At 52.6% G+C, this 24,776-nt stretch carries 17 protein-coding genes, 2 tRNA genes, 3 rRNA genes, 1 pseudogene and 1 other annotated feature; of the genes and pseudogenes, 9 read left to right on the top strand and 14 right to left on the bottom strand.

The window, feature by feature from the left end; translation table 11 throughout:
- Positions 1 to 6 precede the first annotated feature (6 nt).
- The 5 genes from trxC to Q3H59_RS04960 all read left to right on the top strand — a co-directional run bounded on the left by trxC (position 7) and on the right by Q3H59_RS04960 (position 5,763).
- Complete coding sequence (gene trxC, locus Q3H59_RS04985) at positions 7 to 426, top strand: thioredoxin TrxC (RefSeq protein WP_110868290.1); 420 nt, start codon at positions 7 to 9, stop codon at positions 424 to 426.
- A gap of 91 nt (positions 427 to 517) precedes the next feature.
- Complete coding sequence (locus Q3H59_RS04980; protein WP_110868291.1) at positions 518 to 1,222, top strand: tRNA-uridine aminocarboxypropyltransferase; 705 nt, start codon at positions 518 to 520, stop codon at positions 1,220 to 1,222.
- An 87-nt stretch (positions 1,223 to 1,309) separates the two neighbouring features.
- A complete protein-coding gene (locus Q3H59_RS04975) occupies positions 1,310 to 3,967 on the top strand; it encodes a bifunctional acetate--CoA ligase family protein/GNAT family N-acetyltransferase (protein ID WP_101763430.1) in 2,658 nt (885 codons plus the stop codon).
- A gap of 116 nt (positions 3,968 to 4,083) precedes the next feature.
- A complete protein-coding gene (pssA, locus tag Q3H59_RS04965) occupies positions 4,084 to 5,439 on the top strand; it encodes a CDP-diacylglycerol--serine O-phosphatidyltransferase (protein ID WP_101763429.1) in 1,356 nt (451 codons plus the stop codon).
- A 3-nt stretch (positions 5,440 to 5,442) separates the two neighbouring features.
- On the top strand, positions 5,443 to 5,763 hold the full coding sequence (locus tag Q3H59_RS04960) for a YfiM family lipoprotein (protein WP_101763428.1): 321 nt from the start codon (positions 5,443 to 5,445) through the stop codon (positions 5,761 to 5,763).
- Here the strand turns inward: Q3H59_RS04960 and Q3H59_RS04955 are convergent, their stop codons facing one another.
- From Q3H59_RS04955 to rluD, 9 genes and pseudogenes are all read right to left on the bottom strand, one after another.
- Positions 5,764 to 7,068, bottom strand: a complete 1,305-nt coding sequence (locus Q3H59_RS04955) for an MFS family transporter (RefSeq protein WP_309833566.1) — start codon at positions 7,066 to 7,068, stop codon at positions 5,764 to 5,766. It lies immediately after the preceding gene.
- Between the two features lie 232 nt (positions 7,069 to 7,300).
- Positions 7,301 to 7,416, bottom strand: a 5S ribosomal RNA gene (gene rrf / locus Q3H59_RS04950).
- 206 nt (positions 7,417 to 7,622) lie between these two features.
- Positions 7,623 to 10,527: ribosomal RNA gene (locus Q3H59_RS04945) — 23S ribosomal RNA — on the bottom strand.
- A 202-nt stretch (positions 10,528 to 10,729) separates the two neighbouring features.
- Positions 10,730 to 10,805, bottom strand: a tRNA-Ala gene (locus Q3H59_RS04940).
- 143 nt (positions 10,806 to 10,948) lie between these two features.
- Positions 10,949 to 11,025, bottom strand: a tRNA-Ile gene (locus Q3H59_RS04935).
- A gap of 73 nt (positions 11,026 to 11,098) precedes the next feature.
- Positions 11,099 to 12,638 (bottom strand): 16S ribosomal RNA (locus Q3H59_RS04930).
- Together the 16S, 23S and 5S rRNA genes with 2 tRNA genes alongside form the textbook arrangement of a ribosomal RNA operon.
- Before the next feature lie 474 nt (positions 12,639 to 13,112).
- Positions 13,113 to 15,687: pseudogene (gene clpB / locus Q3H59_RS04925) on the bottom strand (ATP-dependent chaperone ClpB).
- Positions 15,688 to 15,813: 126 nt separating this feature from the next.
- Positions 15,814 to 16,542, bottom strand: coding sequence for a purine nucleoside phosphorylase YfiH (yfiH, locus tag Q3H59_RS04920; RefSeq protein ID WP_192411984.1), 729 nt, complete (start codon positions 16,540 to 16,542; stop codon positions 15,814 to 15,816).
- Positions 16,539 to 17,519 carry a 23S rRNA pseudouridine(1911/1915/1917) synthase RluD gene (gene rluD, locus Q3H59_RS04915; protein WP_309833564.1) on the bottom strand — a complete coding sequence of 327 codons (981 nt, stop codon included), beginning with the start codon at positions 17,517 to 17,519 and terminating at the stop codon, positions 16,539 to 16,541. The genes yfiH and rluD overlap by 4 nt, the downstream gene beginning before the upstream one ends.
- 130 nt (positions 17,520 to 17,649) lie before the next feature.
- Here rluD and bamD point away from each other — a divergent pair, with 130 nt between their 5' ends.
- The 4 genes from bamD to pheA all read left to right on the top strand — a co-directional run bounded on the left by bamD (position 17,650) and on the right by pheA (position 20,400).
- Complete coding sequence (bamD, locus tag Q3H59_RS04910; RefSeq protein WP_008109011.1) at positions 17,650 to 18,390, top strand: outer membrane protein assembly factor BamD; 741 nt, start codon at positions 17,650 to 17,652, stop codon at positions 18,388 to 18,390.
- A 276-nt stretch (positions 18,391 to 18,666) separates the two neighbouring features.
- Positions 18,667 to 18,993 (top strand): ribosome-associated translation inhibitor RaiA, encoded by a 327-nt coding sequence (gene raiA / locus Q3H59_RS04905; protein ID WP_008109009.1) that lies wholly within the window; start codon positions 18,667 to 18,669, stop codon positions 18,991 to 18,993.
- Positions 18,994 to 19,089: 96 nt separating this feature from the next.
- Positions 19,090 to 19,214: a sequence feature (Phe leader region), on the top strand.
- Entirely contained in the window at positions 19,091 to 19,138 is a 48-nt protein-coding gene (gene pheL / locus Q3H59_RS04900) for a pheA operon leader peptide PheL (RefSeq protein WP_100703679.1), read from the top strand. It overlaps the preceding feature by 48 nt.
- Before the next feature lie 22 nt (positions 19,215 to 19,236).
- On the top strand, positions 19,237 to 20,400 hold the full coding sequence (pheA, locus tag Q3H59_RS04895) for a bifunctional chorismate mutase/prephenate dehydratase (protein ID WP_277973998.1): 1,164 nt from the start codon (positions 19,237 to 19,239) through the stop codon (positions 20,398 to 20,400).
- 32 nt (positions 20,401 to 20,432) lie between these two features.
- Here pheA and tyrA read toward each other — a convergent pair whose 3' ends face one another.
- From tyrA to rimM, 5 genes are all read right to left on the bottom strand, one after another.
- Complete coding sequence (tyrA, locus tag Q3H59_RS04890; protein ID WP_061719956.1) at positions 20,433 to 21,554, bottom strand: bifunctional chorismate mutase/prephenate dehydrogenase; 1,122 nt, start codon at positions 21,552 to 21,554, stop codon at positions 20,433 to 20,435.
- Between the two features lie 6 nt (positions 21,555 to 21,560).
- Entirely contained in the window at positions 21,561 to 22,640 is a 1,080-nt protein-coding gene (locus Q3H59_RS04885) for a 3-deoxy-7-phosphoheptulonate synthase (protein ID WP_101762625.1), read from the bottom strand.
- A gap of 387 nt (positions 22,641 to 23,027) precedes the next feature.
- Positions 23,028 to 23,378, bottom strand: a complete 351-nt coding sequence (gene rplS / locus Q3H59_RS04880) for a 50S ribosomal protein L19 (RefSeq protein ID WP_007893316.1) — start codon at positions 23,376 to 23,378, stop codon at positions 23,028 to 23,030.
- A gap of 42 nt (positions 23,379 to 23,420) precedes the next feature.
- Positions 23,421 to 24,185 (bottom strand): tRNA (guanosine(37)-N1)-methyltransferase TrmD, encoded by a 765-nt coding sequence (trmD, locus tag Q3H59_RS04875; RefSeq protein WP_192236546.1) that lies wholly within the window; start codon positions 24,183 to 24,185, stop codon positions 23,421 to 23,423.
- Between the two features lie 35 nt (positions 24,186 to 24,220).
- Complete coding sequence (gene rimM / locus Q3H59_RS04870; protein WP_008108998.1) at positions 24,221 to 24,769, bottom strand: ribosome maturation factor RimM; 549 nt, start codon at positions 24,767 to 24,769, stop codon at positions 24,221 to 24,223.
- Positions 24,770 to 24,776 lie beyond the last annotated feature (7 nt).

Genomic DNA, 24,776 nt, shown 5'->3' with positions numbered 1-24,776 from the left:
GTAAATATGAATACAGTTTGTGCCTCCTGTCAGGCAACCAACCGCGTGCCCGAGTCGCGCATGGCTGATGGAGCAAAATGTGGTCGTTGCGGCGGCGAGCTATTCAACGGTGAAGTCGCCAACGCGACCGCAGCCACGCTGGATAAGTATCTGCAAGACGATCTGCCGGTGGTGATCGACTTCTGGGCGCCGTGGTGCGGCCCGTGCGTTAACTTCGCACCGGTGTTTAAAGATGTCGCCGACGAGCGGCGCGGCAAGGTGCGCTTCGTGAAAGTGAATACCGAAGCCGAACCCGCGCTTAGTTCGCGTTTCCGCATTCGCAGCATTCCTACTATTATGCTGTTCAAGAACGGCGAGATGGTCGACATGCTGAACGGCGCAATGCCGAAAGCGCCCTTCAACGAGTGGCTCGACGAATCGCTGTAAACCGCTGATGGCCAGCCGCGTGCTGGCCTTCCTTATTACCTTTCCCGGCTAATTCCATTACACTGGCGTTTTTTCTCCTGCCTGCGAATTTATGTTTGAAAATGCCGTTCTGCGCTTACGTGCGCAACGTTTAGCGCGCGCCACGCGCCCGTTTCTTGCGCGCGGTAATCGTGTCATTCGTTGCCAACGCTGCCTGCTGCCGCAGAAAAACTGTCTGTGCGCCACCATCCAGCCTCAGCAAGCGCGCAGTCGCTTCTGTCTGGTGATGTTCGATACCGAGCCGATGAAGCCGAGCAATACCGGAAGGTTAATCGCCGATGTTTTGCCGGACACCGAGGCGTTTGGCTGGTCACGCACCGAGCCGGATGCCGCGCTGCTGGCGGCGGTGAAGAACGCCCATTATCAGCCGCTGGTGGTTTTCCCGGCGTCTTACGCAGATGCCGATCGCGAAGTGCTCACCAGCCCGCCGCTCACCGGCAAACCGCCGCTGTTTATTATGCTCGACGGCACCTGGACGGAAGCGCGCAAGATGTTCCGCAAAAGTCCGTGGCTGGATGCGTTGCCGGTGATGTCGCTCAACGTGTCTGCGCCCTCGCGCTACACGCTGCGCGAGGCCCACGGCGAAGGCCAGCACTGCACCGCCGAAGTTGCTGCCGCGCTGCTGGAACAGGCCGGGGATCTCGCCGCCGCCGCAGAATTGCAGCACTATTTCGCCCGCTTCCGTCATGCTTATCTGGCGGGGAAACCGCATCATCCGATTCATGCTCTGGAAGAAGCATTGAGTAGCGGAATCTGAAGCTGGCTCTCAGCCTGCGATCGGCGAATCGGCACGCGCGCTAAAAAGCGTTTACAATCATGCCAATCTTGATAGCAGGAGCGGATGATGAGCCAACGCGGACTGGAAGCGCTGTTACGACCTAAATCAATCGCGGTAATCGGTGCGTCAATTACACCGGGGCGCGCCGGCTACTTTATGATGCGTAACCTGCTGGCCGGTGGATTTAGCGGTCCGGTATTGCCGGTAACGCCGAAGTATAAAGCGGTGAGCGGCGTGCTGGCCTGGCCGGATATCGCCAGCCTGCCCTTCGCGCCCGATCTCGCCATCATCTGTACCCACGCCAAACGTAATCTCGAACTGCTGCAACAACTGGGCGAAAAAGGCTGTAAGGCCTGTATTATTCTCTCGGCGCCATCCAGCCAGTTGGAAGAGCTGAAAGCCTGCGCCAGTCAGTGGCAAATTCGCCTGCTTGGGCCCAACAGCTTAGGTTTGCTGGCGCCGTGGCAAGGGTTGAATGCCAGCTTCTCGCCGGTGCCGATTGCTAAAGGTCGCATTGCTTTTATTTCGCAATCCGCCGCGGTTTCTAACACCATTCTCGACTGGGCGCAGCAGCGTAACCTCGGTTTCTCCTGGTTTATCGCCTTGGGTGATAGCCTGGATATCGACGTTGATGATCTGCTGGATTTCCTCGCGCGCGACGGTAAAACCAGCGCCATTCTGCTCTACCTCGAACACCTCAGCGATGCGCGTCGCTTTGTTTCCGCTTCGCGCAGCGCCTCGCGTAATAAACCGATTCTGGTGATAAAAAGTGGTCGCAGCCATCAGGCGCAGGCGATGATCGGTACTCACAGCGGACTGGACGCTGCCTGGGATGCGGCGATTCAGCGCGCCGGTTTACTGCGCGTACAAGATACGCATGAACTGTTTACGGCGGTTGAGTCGCTGAGCCATATGCGTCCATTACGCGGCGATCGACTGATGATCATCAGCAACGGCGCGGCCCCGGCGGCGCTGGCCCTGGATGAACTGTATGCGCGCAACGGTAAGCTGGCGACGTTAAGTGACGAAACCTTGCAGGCGCTGGCCACCCTGCTGCCAGAAGGCGTTGGCCGCGGCAATCCGCTGGATTTGAAAGATGACGCGACACCAGCGCGCTATGTCGCCTGCATTGAACGGCTGCTGGATAGCCATGAACTTGATGCACTGATGATCATTCATGCGCCAAGCGCCGTTTCACCTTCGAGCGAGACCGCCGAGCAGATTATCGCTGCGGTTGCCAAACATCCGCGTGGCAAGCAGGTTACTTTGCTGACGAACTGGTGCGGCGAATACTCTTCGCAGAGTGCACGACGCGCGTTTACTCAGGCTGGCATTCCCACCTGGCGCACACCGGAAGGTACCGTTACCGCTTTCATGCATCAGGTGGAATATCGCCGCAACCAGAAGCAACTGCGTGAGACGCCCGCGCTGCCGATTGGTTTGACGCAGAACAGCGCGCAGGCGCATCAGCTGATTCAGCAAGCGCTGGATAAAGGCATCACTACGCTGGACACCCACGAAGTGCAGCCGGTGTTGCAAGCTTATGGCCTGGCGACGCTGCCCACCTGGATTGCCAGCGACAGCGCCGCGGCTGCCAGCATCGCCGATCAGATTGGCTATCCGGTCGCGCTCAAGCTGCGTTCGCCGGATATTCCGCATAAGTCGGAGGTACAAGGCGTAATGCTGTATCTGCGCAGCGCCGCAGAGGTGGAACAAGCGGCTGAAGCCATTTTTGATCGCGTGCGTGAAACCCATCCACAGGCGCATATTGATGGTTTGCTGGTGCAGAGTATGGCGAATCGCGCCGGAGCGCAGGAGTTGCGTGTGGTGGTCGAACAGGATCCGCTGTTTGGTCCTATCATCCTGCTGGGCGAAGGCGGCGTGGAGTGGCAGCCCGACAAGCAAGCCGCCGTGGCTTTGCCGCCGCTGAATATGACGCTGGCGCGCTATCTGGTGATTCAGGCGATGAAAAGCGGCAAAGTTCGCAGCCGTAGTGCGTTGCGACCACTGGATATCACCGGGCTTAGCCAGCTGTTAGTGCAGGTTTCAAACCTGGTGGTCGATTGTCCGGAGATTCAGCGCCTGGATATTCATCCGCTGCTGGCATCAGCTGACGAATTCACGCTGCTGGATGTCACGCTGCAGCTGGCGCCTTTCAATGGTGATAACGAAACACGGCTGGCGATTCGTCCTTACCCGCATCATCTTGAAGAGCAGGTGCAGCTGAAAAATGGGCAATATTGCCTGTTCCGCCCGATCCTGCCGGAAGATGAACCGCAGCTGCGCGCCTTTATCGCCCAGGTAACGAAAGAAGATCTCTACTATCGTTACTTCAGTGAAATCAATGAATTCACCCATGAAGATTTGGCGAATATGACGCAAATTGATTACGACCGCGAAATGGCGATTGTCGCTATACGGCAGCACAACGGCGTCGACGAGATCATTGGCGTAACACGTGCGATCTCCGATGCCGATAATATCGATGCTGAATTCTCCGTGCTGGTGCGGTCTGACCTGAAAGGCTTGGGCATGGGCAGGCGCTTACTGGAGAAGATGATTCGCTATACGCGCGATCATGGCCTGCAACAATTGAACGGTATCACCATGCCAAACAATAGCGGCATGATTACGCTGGCGCGAAAGCTCAATTTTCGCGTGAATATTCAACTGGATGATGGCATTGTCAGCCTGAATTTGCCGCTCGGTGATGTCATCAGCTAACCTGTACAGAAAGGTAAAATTCCTCCTCTACAGGCCGGTTGATGGTATTATTTACCGTTAGGATCATGATTTGATGGCAAAAGGCCATGCAATGAACAGAGAAGAAGTGCACTGTGATGTTGTCTAAATTTAAACGTAATAAACACCAACAACACCTCGCACAGCTGCCTAAACTGTCACAATCCGTATCGGATCTGACGACGCTTTACTCGCCTGCCGAGTTTCGCGAAACCCTGCTGACGAAAATTGCCGCAGCAGAAAAGCGTATCTGTATCACCGCGCTGTATCTGGAGAATGATGACGGCGGTCGGGGAATAATGCAGGCGCTGTACGCAGCGCGTCAGGCACGTCCGGAGCTGGATGTATGTATTCTGGTTGACTGGCATCGTGCGCAGCGTGGTCGTATTGGCGCTGCTCGCGGCGTGACCAACGCTGACTGGTATTGCGAAATGGCGACTCAGCACCCGGATATCGCTATTCCAGTTTACGGCATTCCGGTTAACACCCGCGAAGCGCTCGGTGTGCTGCATCTGAAAGGGTTTATCATTGATGATACGCTGCTCTACAGCGGCGCGAGCCTGAACGATGTCTATTTGCATCAGCATGATAAATACCGTTATGACCGTTATCAGCTGATCCGCAATCCACAGCTTACCGATACCATGTATGCGTGGATCTGCGAAAATCTCAAGGATTCCGATGCGGTTAACCGGCTCGATAAAACTGAGCGCCCTTCCAGCCCGGAAATCAAAAACGAAACACGTCAGTTCCGTCAGGAGCTGCGCAGCTTTAACTATCAGTTTACCGGCAATGCAGATAATGATTGCCTTGCCGTCACGCCGTTGGTTGGCTTGGGCAAACGTAGCCTGCTGAACAAAACCATTTTCCATTTGATGCCCTGCGCTGAGCGCAAGCTGACGCTGTGTACGCCCTATTTTAACCTGCCGGCCATTCTGGTGCGTAACCTGATTCATTTACTGCGTCAGGGTAAAGAAGTTGAAATCATCATTGGCGACAAAACGGCCAATGACTTCTACATCCCGCCAGAACAGCCGTTCAAGATTATCGGGGCGCTGCCTTATTTATATGAGATTAACCTGCGTCGCTTCCTGAGCCGTTTGCAGTATTACGTCAATAATGGTCAGCTGACGGTACGCTTGTGGAAAGATGGCGAAAACAGTTATCACCTGAAAGGCATTTGGGTGGATGACGAATGGATGATGATCACCGGTAACAACCTCAATCCACGCGCGTGGCGACTGGATCTGGAAAATGCGGTGCTGATTCACGATCCGCTGAATCAATTGGCCGAGCAGCGCGAAAAAGAGCTGGCGCTGATTCGTGAGCATACTTCCGTAGTGCAGCATTATCGCGAGCTGGAAAGTATCTCCGATTATCCGGCAAAGGTGCGCAAGCTGATTCGTCGCCTGCGCCGTATTCGCATCGATCGCTTGATTAGCCGTCTGCTATAGCCGATGCGTGCGCCTATCCTCTGCGTGGTTTTGCTGTGTAGTGGATGTGCGCATGTCGCCCAGGATAACTGGACCGGCAAAGACAAAGCGCAACACTACTTCTCTTCTGCTGTTCTGGCTGCTGCAGGAAGCGAGATTTCTCAGCATCAAAATCACAGCCGCGGGCAGAATTTGCGTTTCGGCTTTCTGTTTTCGTTAAGTTTTGGTGTGGGGAAAGAGTTATATGACAGCCGCTCAGCGGGGAGCGGCTGGAGTTGGAAAGATCTTAGCTGGGATGTCGCCGGCGCCGCCAGCGGTATCGCACTGTGGAATCTCAGTCAGTAATTACAGCGCAATCCCCTTCCCTTTGCGATGCAGCATCAGCGATACCAGGAATGCTAAAGCGCCCATTGCCGAAACATACCAGAAGAAGCTGGTTTCGATACCTTCCCTTTTCAGCAGTAAGGCTACGTACTCTGCCGAACCACCAAAAATAGCATTCGCCACCGCATAGGAAAGCCCAACGCCCAGCGCGCGGACTTCCGGCGGGAACATCTCTGCTTTCAAAATGCCACTGATAGCGGTGTAGAAACTGGTGATGATTAGCGCCAGCATGATCAAGGCAAATGCCAGCCAACTGCTTTGCACATTTTGCAGCAGTAGCAGAATCGGAACCGTACAGATAGCTGCCCCCGCACCAAAAATCATCATTGAGGCACGACGACCAATCTTGTCTGACAGTGCGCCAACTATCGGCTGAATCAACATAAATACCAACAAGCAACCGGTCATTAATCCACTGGCACTGCGCGCATCCATCCCGGCAGTATTTACCAGATATTTTTGCATGTAGGTGGTGAAGGTATAGAAGCTTAGCGAACCGCCTGCGGTAAAGCCCAGCACCATCAGAAATGCACGGGTGTGATTGCGCAGTAATCCCGTAATGCTGCCGGCGTCACGATGTTCACGGTGTTTTTTCTCTGAAGTTTCGTTGAGAGAACGACGTAACCACAATGCCACCACAGCGAGTGCCGCCCCGAGGAAGAACGGAATACGCCAGCCCCAGCTGCGAAGTTCTTCATCGCTGAGAATTTGCTGTAAGACTACAACGGTAAGCACCGCTAACAGTTGGCCGCCGATGAGCGTCACATATTGGAAAGAGGCATAAAATCCTTTTCGTCCTTCCAGTGCTACTTCGCTCATATAAGTGGCACTGGTACCGTATTCCCCACCAACCGATAATCCCTGAAACATACGTGCCAGCAGAAGAATGACAGGCGCGGCAAGGCCAATTTCTCCGTAGCCCGGTAGACAGGCGATCACTAATGATCCCAGACACATCATGCACACTGAGATCAGCATTGAGGCTTTGCGACCGTGACGATCGGCAATATAGCCAAATAACCATCCGCCGATCGGGCGCATCAGAAAACCAGCTGCGAAGACGCCTGCTGTTTGCAGCAACTGGGTGGTGGTATCACCGCTTGGAAAGAAGACATGGGCAAAATAGAGTGAGAAGAAGGAGTAGACGTAGAAATCGAACCATTCGACTAAGTTGCCGGATGATGCGCCGACAATCGCCCAGATACGCTTTTTACTGTCGGCTGCCGTTTCAGATATAGCCACTTTTTGTTGTTGTGAGTCAGTCATGCTTACCTCTTTTCCTTGCGAATAATTAGCGCCAAAGGATTGAGTAAAGCATCTATTAACTGGTTGCGGGAATTGTCTCTGTTCCTGGATTACAAAATGTGATTGCCGCGAAGTTTTTAGTGCAATTTATTGCTGATTTTCATGCAAATTCAGCCATCTGCCGGCTTTAATTCGCTATATGCAGACGTAAAAAAGCCCCGGACTCTCGTCCGGGGCTTCTTCACTATTTGATGCCTGGCAGTTCCCTACTCTCGCATGGGGAGGCCCCACACTACCATCGGCGCTACGGCGTTTCACTTCTGAGTTCGGCATGGGGTCAGGTGGGACCACCGCGCTAAAGCCGCCAGGCAAATTCTTGCTGCACGAAACGAATATTTTTCACTGATGCCGCGTTGCTCCCCCTCGCGTAACTCAGTCACATACTTCAGTATGCTCCCTCGCTCCGTCTCGGTCGGCGCCTCGCCTCAGCGTAAAATCTTCGCTTCCGCTAATTCTTTATCCGGTAAAACAAGCTGAAAATCCGGTCTCTCAGACCAAAACGCCTCTGGCGTTGTAAGGTTAAGCCTCACGGGTCATTAGTACCGGTTAGCTCAACGCATCGCTGCGCTTACACACCCGGCCTATCAACGTCGTAGTCTTCAACGTCCCTTCAGGACTCTCAAGGAGTCAGGGAGAACTCATCTCGGGGCAAGTTTCGTGCTTAGATGCTTTCAGCACTTATCTTTTCCGCACTTAGCTACCGGGCAGTGCCATTGGCATGACAACCCGAACACCAGTGGTGCGTTCACTCCGGTCCTCTCGTACTAGGAGCAACCCCCCTCAATTCTCCAGCGCCCACGGCAGATAGGGACCGAACTGTCTCACGACGTTCTAAACCCAGCTCGCGTACCACTTTAAACGGCGAACAGCCGTACCCTTGGGACCTACTTCAGCCCCAGGATGTGATGAGCCGACATCGAGGTGCCAAACACCGCCGTCGATATGAACTCTTGGGCGGTATCAGCCTGTTATCCCCGGAGTACCTTTTATCCGTTGAGCGATGGCCCTTCCATTCAGAACCACCGGATCACTATGACCTGCTTTCGCACCTGCTCGAGCCGTCACTCTCGCAGTCAAGCTGGCTTATGCCATTGCACTAACCTCCTGATGTCCGACCAGGATTAGCCAACCTTCGTGCTCCTCCGTTACTCTTTGGGAGGAGACCGCCCCAGTCAAACTACCCACCAGACACTGTCCGCAGCCCGGATTACGGGCCTACGTTAGAACATCAAACATTAAAGGGTGGTATTTCAAGGTTGGCTCCACGCAGACTGGCGTCCACGCTTCAAAGCCTCCCACCTATCCTACACATCAAGGCTCAATGTTCAGTGTCAAGCTATAGTAAAGGTTCACGGGGTCTTTCCGTCTTGCCGCGGGTACACTGCATCTTCACAGCGATTTCAATTTCACTGAGTCTCGGGTGGAGACAGCCTGGCCATCATTACGCCATTCGTGCAGGTCGGAACTTACCCGACAAGGAATTTCGCTACCTTAGGACCGTTATAGTTACGGCCGCCGTTTACCGGGGCTTCGATCAAGAGCTTCTCCTTGCGGATAACCCCATCAATTAACCTTCCGGCACCGGGCAGGCGTCACACCGTATACGTCCACTTTCGTGTTTGCACAGTGCTGTGTTTTTAATAAACAGTTGCAGCCAGCTGGTATCTTCGACTGCCTTCAGCTCCATCCGCGAGGGACTTCACCTGATGACAGCGTGCCTTCTCCCGAAGTTACGGCACCATTTTGCCTAGTTCCTTCACCCGAGTTCTCTCAAGCGCCTTGGTATTCTCTACCTGACCACCTGTGTCGGTTTGGGGTACGATTTCGTGTTACCTGGAGCTTAGAGGCTTTTCCTGGAAGCAGGGCATCAGTTACTTCACCACCGTGGTGGCTCGTCGTCACGCCTCAGCCTTAAGATACCCCGGATTTACCAAAGATATCAGCCTACACGCTTAAACCGGGACAACCGTCGCCCGGATAACCTAGCCTTCTCCGTCCCCCCTTCGCAGTAACACCAAGTGCAGGAATATTAACCTGCTTCCCATCGACTACGCTTTTCAGCCTCGCCTTAGGGGTCGACTCACCCTGCTCCGATTAACGTTGAACAGGAACCCTTGGTCTTCCGGCGAGCGGGCTTTTCACCCGCTTTATCGTTACTTATGTCAGCATTCGCACTTCTGATACCTCCAGCATGCCTCACAGCACACCTTCGACGGCTTACAGAACGCTCCCCTACCCAACAACGCATACGCGTCGCTGCCGCAGCTTCGGTGCATGGTTTAGCCCCGTTACATCTTCCGCGCAGGCCGACTCGACCAGTGAGCTATTACGCTTTCTTTAAATGATGGCTGCTTCTAAGCCAACATCCTGGCTGTCTGTGCCTTCCCACATCGTTTCCCACTTAACCATGACTTTGGGACCTTAGCTGGCGGTCTGGGTTGTTTCCCTCTTCACGACGGACGTTAGCACCCGCCGTGTGTCTCCCGTGATAACATTCTCCGGTATTCGCAGTTTGCATCGGGTTGGTAAGCCGGGATGGCCCCCTAGCCGAAACAGTGCTCTACCCCCGGAGATGAGTTCACGAGGCGCTACCTAAATAGCTTTCGGGGAGAACCAGCTATCTCCCGGTTTGATTGGCCTTTCACCCCCAGCCACAAGTCATCCGCTAATTTTTCAACATTAGTCGGTTCGGTCCTCCAGTTAGTGTTACCCAACCTTCAACCTGCCCATGGCTAGATCACCGGGTTTCGGGTCTATACCCTGCAACTTAACGCCCAGTTAAGACTCGGTTTCCCTGCGGCTCCCCTATACGGTTAACCTTGCTACAGAATATAAGTCGCTGACCCATTATACAAAAGGTACGCAGTCACCCCATAAAGAGGCTCCCACTGCTTGTACGTACACGGTTTCAGGTTCTGTTTCACTCCCCTCGCCGGGGTTCTTTTCGCCTTTCCCTCACGGTACTGGTTCACTATCGGTCAGTCAGGAGTATTTAGCCTTGGAGGATGGTCCCCCCATATTCAGACAGGATACCACGTGTCCCGCCCTACTCTTCGAACTCACAATCTGTGCACTTTCGTGTACGGGGCTATCACCCGGTATCGCGCGACTTTCCAGACGCTTCCACTAACGCACAAACTGATTCAGGTTCTGGGCTGTTCCCCGTTCGCTCGCCGCTACTGGGGGAATCTCGGTTGATTTCTTTTCCTCCGGGTACTTAGATGTTTCAGTTCCCCGGGTTCGCCTCGCAACACTATGTATTCATGTTGCGATGATGCACTGGGTGCACCGGGTTTCCCCATTCGGACATCGTCGGCTGTAGCGGTTCATATCACCTTACCGACGCTTTACGCAGATTAGCACGTCCTTCATCGCCTCTGACTGCCAGGGCATCCACCGTGTACGCTTAGTCGCTTAACCTCACAACCCACAGGCGTTTTGCAACGCGCGCAGACTGCAAGCATTTGAGAGACTCGAACGCGCTGTTATTCATTTCTTATTACGGAGAAATGAACCAACGCGTCGTTTCAATTTTCAGCTTGTTCCGGATTGTTAAAGAGCATAATACTTCGCAGCACACCGTTTCCGGTTTGCTCTGAAGTATTGTTTTGAGTCACTGTAATGGTGGAGCTAAGCGGGATCGAACCGCTGACCTCCTGCGTGCAAGGCAGGCGCTCTCCCAGCTGAGCTATAGCCCCATACAGTTACTGCAGAGACCACTACTACCACTCACCAGGAGTTCCGTTTTTGACAAACGGTAATTTCTTTTCAGGCAAGGCAAAGTGGCGCGACGTATAGTTCACTATACGAGCGGCGCTTTAACGCAGCATGAGAAGAAATTTGGTAGGCCTGAGTGGACTTGAACCACCGACCTCACCCTTATCAGGGGTGCGCTCTAACCACCTGAGCTACAAGCCTGTAGAGGTTTTTTCTGCTCGTTACTTTCTATCAGACAATCTGTGTGAGCACTTCGCGGGAAGGTATCTTCAGGTAAGGAGGTGATCCAACCGCAGGTTCCCCTACGGTTACCTTGTTACGACTTCACCCCAGTCATGAATCACAAAGTGGTAAGCGCCCTCCCGAAGGTTAAGCTACCTACTTCTTTTGCAACCCACTCCCATGGTGTGACGGGCGGTGTGTACAAGGCCCGGGAACGTATTCACCGTAGCATTCTGATCTACGATTACTAGCGATTCCGACTTCACGGAGTCGAGTTGCAGACTCCGATCCGGACTACGACGCACTTTATGAGGTCCGCTTGCTCTCGCGAGGTCGCTTCTCTTTGTATGCGCCATTGTAGCACGTGTGTAGCCCTACTCGTAAGGGCCATGATGACTTGACGTCATCCCCACCTTCCTCCAGTTTATCACTGGCAGTCTCCTTTGAGTTCCCGGCCGAACCGCTGGCAACAAAGGATAAGGGTTGCGCTCGTTGCGGGACTTAACCCAACATTTCACAACACGAGCTGACGACAGCCATGCAGCACCTGTCTCAGAGTTCCCGAAGGCACCAAAGCATCTCTGCTAAGTTCTCTGGATGTCAAGAGTAGGTAAGGTTCTTCGCGTTGCATCGAATTAAACCACATGCTCCACCGCTTGTGCGGGCCCCCGTCAATTCATTTGAGTTTTAACCTTGCGGCCGTACTCCCCAGGCGGTCGACTTAACGCGTTAGCTCCGGAAGCCACTCCTCAAGGGAACAACCTCCAAGTCGACATCGTTTACGGCGTGGACTACCAGGGTATCTAATCCTGTTTGCTCCCCACGCTTTCGCACCTGAGCGTCAGTCTTTGTCCAGGGGGCCGCCTTCGCCACCGGTATTCCTCCAGATCTCTACGCATTTCACCGCTACACCTGGAATTCTACCCCCCTCTACAAGACTCCAGCCTGCCAGTTTCGAATGCAGTTCCCAGGTTAAGCCCGGGGATTTCACATCCGACTTGACAGACCGCCTGCGTGCGCTTTACGCCCAGTAATTCCGATTAACGCTTGCACCCTCCGTATTACCGCGGCTGCTGGCACGGAGTTAGCCGGTGCTTCTTCTGCGGGTAACGTCAATCGGTGAAGCTATTAACTCCACCGCCTTCCTCCCCGCTGAAAGTACTTTACAACCCGAAGGCCTTCTTCATACACGCGGCATGGCTGCATCAGGCTTGCGCCCATTGTGCAATATTCCCCACTGCTGCCTCCCGTAGGAGTCTGGACCGTGTCTCAGTTCCAGTGTGGCTGGTCATCCTCTCAGACCAGCTAGGGATCGTCGCCTAGGTGAGCCATTACCCCACCTACTAGCTAATCCCATCTGGGCACATCCGATGGTGTGAGGCCCGAAGGTCCCCCACTTTGGTCTTGCGACGTTATGCGGTATTAGCTACCGTTTCCAGTAGTTATCCCCCTCCATCGGGCAGTTTCCCAGACATTACTCACCCGTCCGCCACTCGTCACCCGAGAGCAAGCTCTCTGTGCTACCGTTCGACTTGCATGTGTTAGGCCTGCCGCCAGCGTTCAATCTGAGCCATGATCAAACTCTTCAATTTAAGTTTGATTTGCTGAAACCAGTTCAGCGATGCTCATCTGTAAAACGTCATAATGAATTTCATTATGTGTTCACTCGTGAGGCTTTGATATTTTTTTGCGTCCGGAGACGCGGATATCAATCCTGCGAGTGCCCACACAGATTGTCTGATAAATTGTTAAAGAGCGTTGCGAACAGCGACTGAACCGTCTGTCGCGAGGTGGCGTATACTACGCTACTCTCCTTCGGAGTCAAACACTTTTTTCAGCGTTTTCATCCGGCGGGATGAATTTCTTCACTCCCTGCCAAGCCGTCTGCGTTGCCGCTTTGCCGTCTCAGTGGTGGCGCATTATAGGGAGTTCATTTCAGCTGACAAGTGCTAATTTGAAGTTTTTGCGCGACCGCTCACTTTCCAGGCTATACGTTGCAAAAAGCAGCTAATTCTTGCATAAAGGCAAAAAAAACGGGCCCGCGGGCCCGTTTAAATCGGAAGGGATTACTGATGAGCAACGATCACATCGTCTTTTACATCCATTTCGATGGTTCTTCCCGGAACCAGGGCACCAGAAAGAATTTGCTGAGCCAGCGGGTTTTCAATCTGCTGCTGAATAGCACGTTTCAATGGACGCGCACCATAAACCGGGTCGTAGCCATTCTCGCCGAGCAGTTTGAGCGCCTCATCGGAGATATGCAGCTGATAGCCACGCTCCTCAAGACGTTTATACAAACGTTGCAGCTGAATCTGCGCAATTGAAGCAATGTGTTTTTCGCCCAATGGGTGGAACACCACCATGTCATCGATACGGTTGATAAACTCTGGGCGGAAATGCTGCCCCACAACCGTCATCACCACCTGTTTCATCTCCGCATAATCCAGAGAACCGAAACGTTCCTGAATAAGATCGGAGCCAAGGTTCGAGGTCATGATCACCACGGTATTGCGGAAATCGACCGTACGGCCCTGTCCATCGGTTAAGCGACCATCATCCAGCACCTGCAACAGAATGTTGAACACATCAGGATGCGCCTTCTCCACTTCATCCAGCAGAATCACCGAATAAGGCCGACGACGTACCGCTTCGGTCAGATAACCACCCTCTTCGTAGCCGACATATCCCGGAGGTGCACCCACCAGCCGCGACACCGAGTGTTTTTCCATAAACTCGGACATATCAATACGCACCATCGCGTCATCGCTATCGAACAGGAAGCTGGCCAGCGCTTTACACAATTCGGTTTTCCCTACTCCCGTTGGTCCGAGGAACAGGAAGGAACCAATTGGACGATTCGGATCGGACAAGCCGGCACGACTACGACGAATCGCATTCGAAACCGCTTCTACCGCTTCGTTCTGGCCAATGACGCGTGAATGCAAATCCTGCTCCATACGCAGCAACTTGTCGCGCTCGCCTTCCATCATGCGTGCGACAGGAATTCCGGTCCAACGCGCCAGTACATCGGCGATCTCCACATCCGTTACGCGATTACGTAACAGCTTCATGGTTTTACCTTCAGACTGCGTAGCGATGGCTAACTGTTTCTCCAGCTCCGGAATTTTACCGTACTGCAGCTCAGACATCTGACCCAGGTCACCAACGCGACGCGCTTGCTCCATCGTCAGGCGCGCTTGCTCCAGCTCTGCTTTAATGTTTTGCGTGCCGGTTAATGAGGCTTTTTCCGCTTTCCACTCCTCTTCCAGCTCAGCATATTCACGCTCTTTCTGGTCAAGTTCACTTTCCAGCATTTCCAGACGCTTCACGCTGGCGTCATCAGACTCTTTCTTCAGCGCCTGCTGCTCAAGTTTCAACTGGATGATGCGGCGCTCAAGGCGATCAAGGGATTCAGGCTTCGAATCCATCTGTAAACGAATGCTTGAGGCCGCTTCGTCTATCAGGTCGATGGCCTTATCCGGCAGCTGACGATCGGAGATGTAACGATGCGACAACGTCGCCGCAGCCACAATCGCCGGATCGGTGATCTGCACATGATGGTGCAGCTCATAGCGTTCTTTCAGTCCGCGCAGAATGGCAATGGTATCTTCGACACTCGGCTCAGCAACGAAGACTTTCTGGAAACGACGTTCCAGCGCCGCATCTTTCTCTATGAACTGACGATACTCATTCAACGTAGTTGCGCCGACACAGTGCAACTCACCACGCGCCAATGCGGGTTTCAGCATGTTGCCGGCATCCATGGCGCCATCGGCTTTACCTGCGCCCACCATGGTATGCAGTTCGTCGATAAACAGAATGACGTTGCCTTCCTGCTTCGCCAAATCGCTAAGCACGCCTTTGAGGCGCTCTTCAAATTCACCGCGGATATTTGGCGCCCGCCACCAGCGAACCCATATCCAGAGCCAGCACGCGACGGCCTTTCAGCCCTTCCGGTACTTCGCCATTGATGATGCGCTGCGCTAAACCTTCGGCAATAGCCGTTTTACCGACGCCGGGTTCACCAATCAGCACCGGGTTATTTTTGGTACGACGCTGCAACACCTGAATGGTGCGGCGAATTTCTTCATCACGACCGATAACCGGATCCAGCTTGCCGAGTTCGGCACGCTCTGTAAGGTCGATGGTGTATTTTTTTAATGCCTGACGCTGATCTTCAGCCCCTTGATCGTTCACGCTGTCTCCTCCCCGTATTTGCTCGATGGCCGCAGAGAGTTTTTCCGGAGTCGCGCCAGCTGATTTCAATAGATCAGCCAGCGAGCCACGTGAATTAAGGGCCGCCAATACAAATAATTCAGATGATATAAAGTTGTCGCCGCGCTTTTGCGCCAGCTTGTCGCACAGATTGAGTACCCGAATCAGATCGGCGGATGGCTGCACATCGCCGTCCGTGCCTTCAACCTGAGGTAGTCGATTAATCGCTTGTTCAATGCTGGTACGCAGGCCAGCCACGTCGGCACCCGCTGCGCTGAGCAACGGACGCACCGATCCGCCTTCCTGGTTGAGCAATGCGCTCATCAAATGAAGGGGTTCAATGAATTGATTGTCATGTCCCAGAGCAAGGGACTGTGCATCGGCAAGTGCCAGTTGAAATTTATTAGTAAGACGATCCAGACGCATAATTCCTCCCATTACAGGTCAAAATGCTACTGGAGATTAAATGAGGTCATCCCTCAAATTTTTCAAGGTTAATGACCTGAGTTGTGAGCAAAAAATACGCTAACTGGACCGTCTTGTGGCGTAAGGTTATCTCAGCCAAATCAAAGTTGCCATACGCCCGGTGATTCCGTCGCGTCGGTAGGAGAAAAAATCATCGCGCTCATGGAAGGTACATCGCGTTGAACCGCTGATGGAATGCACGCCGGCGGCCTGCAGACGCTGACGCGCCAGCAGCCAAATATCGGCGAAGTATTGGTTACCCGCCGGGCGGAAAGCCTCTTCCGCTTGTGAATCATGGGCCATAAATGCCGTTCTGACTTCCGAGCCAACTTCAAATGCCAGCGGCCCAATTGCCGGACCAAGCCATGCATGAATGTCATTTGGCGCGCAGTGAAACTGTGACAACGTCTGTTCCAGCACGCCATTACAGAGTCCACGCCAACCGGCATGTGCTGCCGCGACTTCACTGCCATCCTTGCTGCAGAACAGCACCGGCAAACAATCCGCCGTCATCACTGCGCAAACCACCCCGCTTTCACGCGTGATTGCGGCATCAGCGCGCGGCAGCGGATCGCTGGCGGGTAAACGCGCAACCACTTGACCATGGATCTGATCCAGCCATTGCGGCATTGCAGGTAACGTCAGTTGTTCAACCAGGCGTTGACGATTCTGAGCAACATGCGCCTCAGCGTCGCCAACATGCCCACCAAGATTCAACGAATCCCATGGAGCAGCGCTGACGCCGCCGTAACGCGTGGTGGAACATGCCCGAACATGCTGCGGCGCAGGCCAATCCGGGATGATCCATTCACTCATAGCCAATCCATCTGATCGCGGAATTCAAGGGTATCGGCTTTCAGCGCATCAATTAAATCGACCATATCCTGCGGCAACGGCGCGTGCCATTCCATCTCAATACCGGTGATTGGGTGATAGAGACGTAACATCGTGGCATGCAGCGCCTGGCGATCAAAACCCCGTAGCGTAGTGATGAAAGCTTCAGATGCCCCTTTTGGCGGACGTGGACGGCCACCGTACAGCGGATCGCCCACCAGCGGATGGTTGATATGCGCCATATGCACACGAATCTGATGGGTACGACCGGTTTCGAGACGCAAACGCAAACGCGTATGGGCACGAAAATGCTCCATGATGCGATAGTGCGTGGTTGCCGGTTTACCCATCGGGTGCACCGCCATGTGCGTACGTTTGGTTGAGTGGCGCGCCATGGGCTGATCCACCGTACCGCCCGCAGTCATGGTGCCAATAGCCACCGCTTCATATTCACGCGTGATATCGCGCAGCTGCAGCGTTTCAACCAGATGCGTTTGCGCAGGAACGGTTTTCGCGACCACCATCAAACCGGTGGTATCTTTATCCAGACGATGAACAATGCCTGCACGAGGTACGTCAGCGATCGGTGGATAGTGATAAAGCAGTGCGTTAAGCACTGTGCCATCAGGATTACCGGCGCCAGGATGTACCACCAAACCGCGAGGTTTGTTAATGACCAGAATGTCGTCATCTTCATAGACGATATTCAGTGGGATGTTTTGCGCTTCCCAGCGTTGCTCTTCTTCGATCTCAGCATCAATCGAGACATGCTCACCGCCAAAAACTTTTTCTTTTGGTTTATCGATGATAGTGCCGTTGACGCTGACTCGGCGCTCAAGAATCCATTCTTTTATGCGAGAACGTGAATAATCAGGGAACAATTCTGCCAAAGTCTGATCTAAGCGTTGTCCAAGCTGTGCTTCGGACACCGTTGCGGTGAGTTGAACTTGTTGTGCCATATACAGCTTCTTCGTTAACGTTGGGTTTTCACGGCGATGCCGTTTAATATAATGTGCTATCGTACCTGGTCATAACTGGGAGCTATACGGACAGCTTCTGCTACAACACTTTGAGGATAATCATTTCGTCATGACGCGTATGAAACATCTGGTGGCTGCTGCCACACTGAGCCTGAGCCTGGCGCTTGTGGGTTGTTCTGGCTCATCAGATCCAGTCCCGGACAGCCCGCCGTCTGAAATTTACGCCACGGCCCAGCAAAAGCTGCAGGACGGTAACTTTAAAGCGGCGATTAAGCAACTGGAAGCACTGGATAACCGCTATCCGTTTGGTCCTTACTCGCAGCAAGTACAGCTGGATTTAATCTACGCGTATTACAAAAATGCCGATCTGCCACTGGCGCAAGCCGCTATATCTCGCTTTATGCGTCTGAATCCAACCCATCCGAATATCGACTATGTCATCTATATGAAAGGCCTGACGGATATGGCGCTGGACGATTCTGCACTGCAGGGCTTCTTCGGTATCGATCGTTCCGATCGTGATCCGACGCACGCTCGTGATGCTTTCCGTGACTTCTCGCAATTACTGCGCGGTTATCCAAACAGCCAATATGCTGCGGATGCGCAGAAACGTTTGGCATTCCTGAAAGAGCGCCTGGCGAAGTATGAACTCTCGGTGGCGCAATTCTATACCAAGCGCGGTGCCTATGTCGCTGTTGTTAACCGAGTGGAAACAATGATGAAGGATTATCCGGATACTGAGGCGACCCATGAAGCGTTGCCGTTGATGGAGAATGCTTACCGCCAGCTGCAGTTGACGGCTGAAGCCGACAAAGTGGCAAAAATCATTGCGGCAAATAATCAGTCCTGATTATTACACCCACAAAAAAGCAGCCCATGAGGCTGCTTTTTTTATGCCACTTTGTGGATAATTCAGCAGTTTTACAGATTTATCGCTGCAGTTATCCAGTCAATCATGCGCCCTTCCCCAGTCGTCTTCAAGTATTTCCCGCCACTTTCCCGGCCTTTCTCACAATTAAGCGGCATTGACAAAAAGTGACATTTCAATGTGATTTAGATCACACATTTTCTTAATTTCCGCGGTATGCTGGACCTACCCACACGGAAATGACAGAGAGGTTTAACTATGATTCTGAACATTACCAGCAAACAAATGGAAATCACCGAGGCCATCCGTAACCACGTTGAAGAGCGTCTCGCCAAGCTGGAAAAATGGCAAACACATCTGATAAACCCTCACATTGTGTTATCGAAAGAGCCGAAGGAGTTTGTGGCTGATGCCACCATTAATACGCCTAACGGTACGCTGGTTGCCAGCGCGAAACATGATGATATGTATACGGCCATCAATGACTTGATTGCCAAGCTGGAGCGACAACTCAATAAAGCGCAACACAAACCCGAAGCCCGTCGCGCCAACAGCAGTGTGAAAGATTTTCTTCCTACGGAATAAGCAAACATCTTTAGTAACGCGCCTCCGGGCGCGTTTTTTATTGACAGCTTTAAATCACTGCGGTTACTCTCAAGCCACTTTATTTATGGAAACAATCATGAAACATCTGCCGTTCTTCTTCGCATTCTTTTTTACCTTCCCCTGATTGGGAGGCGATTCGTCATGTGAAAATGAATGCGAAGACGAACAACAAAGCCTCCCAAATGGGAGGCTTTTTTATTGGACATTTTACAGGTGAGCCCTATGAATCCCGAAAATCCGCTGCTGGCATTACGCGATAAAATCAGCGCCATTGATGAAAAACTCTTAGCGCTTTTGTCGGAGCGTCGCATACTGGCCGTTGAAGTTGCGCAGGCTAAACTGGCAACGCATCGCCCTATCCGCGATGTTGAGCGTGAACGCGCTCTGCTGGAAAACTTAATTTCACTGGGTAAAAAGCATCAGCTTGATGCGCATTACATCACTCGCCTGTTTCAGTTGGTGATTGAAGATTCGGTTCTTACTCAGCAAGCCTTGTTGCAAAAGAATCTCAACCATCCACATGCTCACGCACCGCGCATTGCATTCCTCGGTCCGAAAGGTTCCTACTCACATCTTGCGGCGCGCAAATACGCCACCCGACATTTTGATTCAATGGTTGAGATCGGCTGCCTGAAATTCCATGACATCATCCATCAGGTGGAAAGTGGACAAGCGGACTACGCGGTGATGCCGATTGAAAATACCAGCTCTGGTTCGATCAACGACGTTTACGATCTGCTTCAGCAAACCACGCTATCGATTGTGGGTGAACTGACCATTCCAATTGAGCACTGTGTGCTGGTCAACGGCAGCACCGATTTGCAGCAGATCGAAACGGTATATAGCCATCCACAGCCATTCCAGCAGTGCAGCCAGTTCATTAATCGTTTCCCGCAGTGGAAAATCGAATACACCGAAAGCACCGCTGCAGCGATGGAGAAAGTGGCAGCGATGAATTCACCAAAGGTTGCCGCATTGGGTAGCGAAGCGGGCGGTGAGCTGTATGGATTGCAGGTGCTGGAGCGCAATCTGGCCAATCAACAGCAGAACCACACGCGCTTCATCGTGCTGGCACGCAAAGCGATCGAAGTTTCGGGTCAGGTTCCAGCGAAAACAACATTGATCATGGCAACGGGTCAACAAGCAGGCGCATTGGTGGAAGCGCTGATGGTATTACGTAACCACGGCCTCATCATGAGCAAACTGGAAAACCGTCCCATCAACGGCAATCCGTGGGAAGAGATGTTTTATATTGATGTGCAGGGCAATCTGCAGTCAGAAAATATGCAGCTGGCGTTAACCGAGTTGAGCGGCTTAACCCGTTCATTAAAAGTTCTTGGCTGCTACCCAGGCGAGAATGTGGTGCCGGTTGAGCCGCGCCTCTAAGCAAAAAGGCATCCTCACGGATGCCTTTTTTTTTACTGCCGGCTGTCGTTCGCCGATCGCAGCATGCTTCTGCTTTCGACCAGGAAGCGTTTCGCGTAATCACCAAACCAGTGTTCGACGCGCTCAAAGCTATCGATAAAGGCTTGCTTATCGCCCTGCTCGAGCAGTTTGATCGCATCGCCAAATCGCTGGTAATAACGTTTAATCAGCGCCAGATTGCTCTCCGAGGACATGATGATGTCCGCGTAAAGCTGTGGATCCTGCGCAAACAGACGTCCAACCATTGCCAGTTCAAGGCGGTATATCGGTGAAGATAGCGCCAGCAGCTGATCCAGATTAACGTTCTCTTCCGCCAGATGCAGACCGTAAGCGAAAGTCGCAAAGTGACGCAGTGCCTGAATAAACGCCATATTCTGGTCGTGCTCAACGGCACTGATACGATGCAGCCGCGCGCCCCAAACCTGAATCTGCTCAAGAAACCACTGATAAGCTTCCGGCTGACGGCCATCACACCAAACCACAACCTGCTTTGCCAGGCTGCCGCTGTCCGGGCCAAACATCGGATGCAAGCCCAGAACCGGTCCGGTGTGCGCGGCCAGCATCGCCTGTAGTGGGCGATTCTTCACCGAAGCCAGATCGACCAGAATGCAGTCTTCTGGCAATTTCGGCAGCTCACCGATGATTTGCTCGGTCAGATGAATTGGCACACTGATGATCACCATGCCCGCATCTTTCAGCAGCTCGTCAGAGCGTTCCCAATCGCCTTTATCCAGAATGCGGACCTGATAGCCAGAAAGCGTCAGCATCTTTTCAAAAAGACGCCCCATCTGGCCGCGGCCACCTACAATCACCACCGGACGCAACGTCGGACACAGCGTTTTGAAGCCTTTGTCATTTTCATGTGCATAGGATTCACGCATCAAACGACGCAATACATCTTCAATCAAGTCCGGCGACACGCCGAGCGCTTCAGCTTCCTGGCGGCGTGAAGCCAGCATGCTGGCCTCACGCTCAGGAACATAGATCGGCAAACCGTAGCGGCTTTTAACTTCCCCTACTTCGGCTACCAGCTCCAGTCGTTTTGCCAGTAACCCAAGCAGTGCTTTATCTACTTCATCGATTTGATCGCGTAGCGCGGTCAGTTCAGCCACCATGACTCATTACACCTCGTGTGACAGACGCGCCGACAGCACTCCCTGCAGATCCTGATGGATTTCACGCAGCAATGTTTCAGTGGTTTCCCAGTTGATGCAGGCATCAGTGACGGACACACCGTATTTCATTTCGCTACGTGGCTGTTCAGAAGACTGGTTGCCTTCATGAATGTTGCTTTCCAACATCAGGCCAATGATGGAACGGTTTCCATCTTTAATCTGCGCAATAGCCGATTCGGCTACGCCAGGCTGGCGACGATAGTCTTTATTAGAATTACCATGGCTGCAATCTATCATTAAGGCCGGACGCAGTCCCGCTTTCAGCATCTCTTTTTCACACTGAGCGACATCTTCTGGACCGTAGTTAGGTGCTTTACCGCCGCGCAGAATCACATGTCCATCTGGGTTACCCTGCGTTTGCAGCAAGCAAACCTGGCCGGCCTGATTGATGCCAACAAAACGGTGCGGCATTGCGGCGGCGCGCATGGCGTTAATCGCGGTGCCCAGGCTGCCATCCGTACCATTTTTAAAACCAACCGGCATAGAAAGGCCTGAAGCCATTTCACGGTGGGTTTGTGATTCGGTGGTACGCGCACCAATCGCTGACCAGCTAAACAGATCGCCAAGATATTGCGGGCTATTCGGATCCAGCGCTTCGGTCGCCAGCGGTAAACCCATCTCCACGAGATTAACCAGCAGTTGACGCGCGATATGCAGGCCAGCTTCCATATCAAACGAGTTGTTCATGTAAGGATCGTTGATTAACCCCTTCCAGCCGACGGTGGTTCGAGGTTTTTCAAAATAAACGCGCATAACGATGTACAGCTGATCCTTCAACTGTGCAGAGAGAGATTGCAACTGACGGGCATAGGCAAGTGCGGCTTCAGTATCGTGAATCGAACAAGGACCACAAACCACCAACAGACGCGGATCGCGGCCCGCAATAATGTCGGCAATGGTTTGGCGAGAAGACGCAATTTGCGCTTCCTGCGCCGCAGTGAGCGGGAATTTGGCTTTCAGCTCTTGCGGGGTAATCAAAATTTGTTCGTCGGCGATATGCACATTGTTCAGCGCGTCTTTTTGCATGATTGCGATCCTTTTTACTCGTTTATGCGGTTTGGGATCCTCACTGAGGATGGCGCTTACTTTATCACACCCTGTACAGGTTGCAATCCACCCATGTACACATTTATTACCACATCAAATAAAAAACACAGGTAACATTAAAATAACCATCAAAATCAAATACATAATTGAATTGACGGCAGAGCGAAAGTGTAAACTAAAAGTTACATACAATTATGTTCTGATGATGCTCTCAAATAAAAGTTTGGTATAACATTTTGATTTTCATTATTTTCAGGAAACATACACTTTCCATCTTAGGGATGATCCTGCGCCCTTATACGCCCATAAAAAAAGGGGCTGGCCAAATGGCCAACCCCTTGTTTGCTATTAACTTTGAGAAGTCGCTTACGCGCCAAGACGCTCTTTGATACGAGCTGACTTACCGGTACGCTCACGCAGGTAATACAGTTTGGCTTTACGCACAGCACCACGACGTTTAACAGCAATGCTGTCAATTACTGGAGAGTGAGTCTGGAAGACACGCTCAACACCTTCGCCGTTAGAAATCTTACGAACAGTGAATGCAGAATGCAGACCGCGGTTACGAATAGCGATAACCACGCCCTCGAATGCCTGCAGACGCTTCTTAGAACCTTCTACGACCCATACTTTCACTTCCACGGAATCACCCGGACGGAATGAAGGTACGTCCTGCTTCATCTGCTCTTGTTCAAGTTGCTTGATAATGTTGCTCATAATTAAATCTCTTATCCTGGGTAAACTGATAGTGAGGGAAGATTACTCTCCCGCCTCATCGTTTTGTTGCTGCTGATGTTCACGCTGGAACTCATTTAGCAACCGTGCTTGCTCTTCAGTCAGAGCCAGGTTTTCCAGAAGTTCAGGTCTTCTTAGCCAGGTACGGCCTAACGACTGTTTCAGGCGCCAGCGGCGAATATCGGCATGGTTGCCCGACAGTAAAACTGGCGGAACTTCCATCCCTTCTAACACTTCAGGTCGGGTATAGTGCGGGCAATCCAGCAAACCATCCGAGAACGAATCCTCATCGGCTGACGCCTGTTTTCCCAGTACGCCGGGAATAAACCGGGCGACCGAGTCTATCAACGTCATGGCTGGCAGCTCACCGCCACTGAGCACGTAATCACCGATTGACCATTCTTCATCAATCTCAGTGTGAATCACGCGCTCATCTATCCCTTCATAGCGACCACACACCAGAATCAACTTCTGATGGGTCGCCAGTTCGCAAACGCCCTGTTGGTCCAGTTTGCGTCCCTGAGGTGAAAGATAAATCACCTTAGCACCTTCTCCCGCCGCTGCTTTCGCTGCGGAGATGGCGTCCCGTAAGGGTTGCACCATCATCAACATTCCCGGTCCGCCGCCGTAAGGACGATCGTCCACGGTACGGTGCCGGTCATGCGTGAAGTCACGAGGACTCCAGCTTTGAATGTCGAGCAGGCCATTTTTTACTGCCCGGCCAGTTACCCCGTACTCGGTAATAGCGCGAAACATCTCTGGAAACAGGCTAATAACACCAATCCACATCGCGTTCGCCGTTACGTTACCGGATTGTCCGGAGATCAAAAACCAGGATCCCAATCTACTTCAATAAGGCCAGTAGAGAGATCGACTTTCTTGATAACCTGTTCATCAAGAAACGGGATTAACCGCTCTTGCGCACCGAATGCATCCTTCAGGTTTGCCTTAACGACGAGAACGTCGTTCGATCCGGTTTCCATCAAATCAATGACTTTGCCCATCTCGTAGCCTTCGAGGTTCACTACTTTCATTCCCATAAGGTCTTTCCAGTAGTAATCGCCTGCTTCCAGCGCTGGCAGCTGCGTGGAGTCGACCGTAATTTCGCAATTGGTCAACTGTGCCGCAGCGTCCCGATCGTCAATGCCTTTGACTTTGATGATCAGGTCCTGATTGTGGTGCTTCCAGCCCTCGAGTTCGACCTGCTGCCATTTACCGGCGCGCTGGATGAACCAAGGTTGGTAGTCGAAGATGCTTTCAGCGTCTTCAGTGGAGGAAAACACTTTGAGCCAACCCCGAATTCCGTAAGCCGCGCCCATTTTTCCCAATACAATCGGGTTAACGGGAGGCTGCCCGGCAGGTTTAATGCTCATGCTCACC

Origin of the sequence: Pantoea sp. SORGH_AS_0659, assembly GCF_031453915.1 — a bacterium.
Taxonomy (GTDB): Bacteria; Pseudomonadota; Gammaproteobacteria; order Enterobacterales; family Enterobacteriaceae; genus Pantoea; species Pantoea leporis.
Note: the sequence above shows the minus strand (reverse complement) of the source record. Positions and strands in the feature narration are given on the sequence as shown.

Excerpts from the sequence above, each read along its gene's own strand:
- Q3H59_RS04980 (WP_110868291.1), top strand. The coding sequence starts at position 518 with ATGTTTGAAAATGCCGTTCTGCGCTTACGTGCGCAACGTTTAGCGCGC.
- Q3H59_RS04955 (WP_309833566.1), bottom strand. The coding sequence starts at position 7,068 with ATGACTGACTCACAACAACAAAAAGTGGCTATATCTGAAACGGCAGCC.
- Q3H59_RS04975 (WP_101763430.1), top strand. The coding sequence starts at position 1,310 with ATGAGCCAACGCGGACTGGAAGCGCTGTTACGACCTAAATCAATCGCG.
- rimM (WP_008108998.1), bottom strand. The coding sequence starts at position 24,769 with ATGAGCATTAAACCTGCCGGGCAGCCTCCCGTTAACCCGATTGTATTG.
- bamD (WP_008109011.1), top strand. The coding sequence starts at position 17,650 with ATGACGCGTATGAAACATCTGGTGGCTGCTGCCACACTGAGCCTGAGC.
- Q3H59_RS04960 (WP_101763428.1), top strand. The coding sequence starts at position 5,443 with ATGCGTGCGCCTATCCTCTGCGTGGTTTTGCTGTGTAGTGGATGTGCG.
- trxC (WP_110868290.1), top strand. The coding sequence starts at position 7 with ATGAATACAGTTTGTGCCTCCTGTCAGGCAACCAACCGCGTGCCCGAG.
- rplS (WP_007893316.1), bottom strand. The coding sequence starts at position 23,378 with ATGAGCAACATTATCAAGCAACTTGAACAAGAGCAGATGAAGCAGGAC.
- pheA (WP_277973998.1), top strand. The coding sequence starts at position 19,237 with ATGAATCCCGAAAATCCGCTGCTGGCATTACGCGATAAAATCAGCGCC.
- Q3H59_RS04885 (WP_101762625.1), bottom strand. The coding sequence starts at position 22,640 with ATGCAAAAAGACGCGCTGAACAATGTGCATATCGCCGACGAACAAATT.
- raiA (WP_008109009.1), top strand. The coding sequence starts at position 18,667 with ATGATTCTGAACATTACCAGCAAACAAATGGAAATCACCGAGGCCATC.
- tyrA (WP_061719956.1), bottom strand. The coding sequence starts at position 21,554 with ATGGTGGCTGAACTGACCGCGCTACGCGATCAAATCGATGAAGTAGAT.
- yfiH (WP_192411984.1), bottom strand. The coding sequence starts at position 16,542 with ATGAGTGAATGGATCATCCCGGATTGGCCTGCGCCGCAGCATGTTCGG.
- trmD (WP_192236546.1), bottom strand. The coding sequence starts at position 24,185 with ATGTGGATTGGTGTTATTAGCCTGTTTCCAGAGATGTTTCGCGCTATT.
- pssA (WP_101763429.1), top strand. The coding sequence starts at position 4,084 with ATGTTGTCTAAATTTAAACGTAATAAACACCAACAACACCTCGCACAG.
- rluD (WP_309833564.1), bottom strand. The coding sequence starts at position 17,519 with ATGGCACAACAAGTTCAACTCACCGCAACGGTGTCCGAAGCACAGCTT.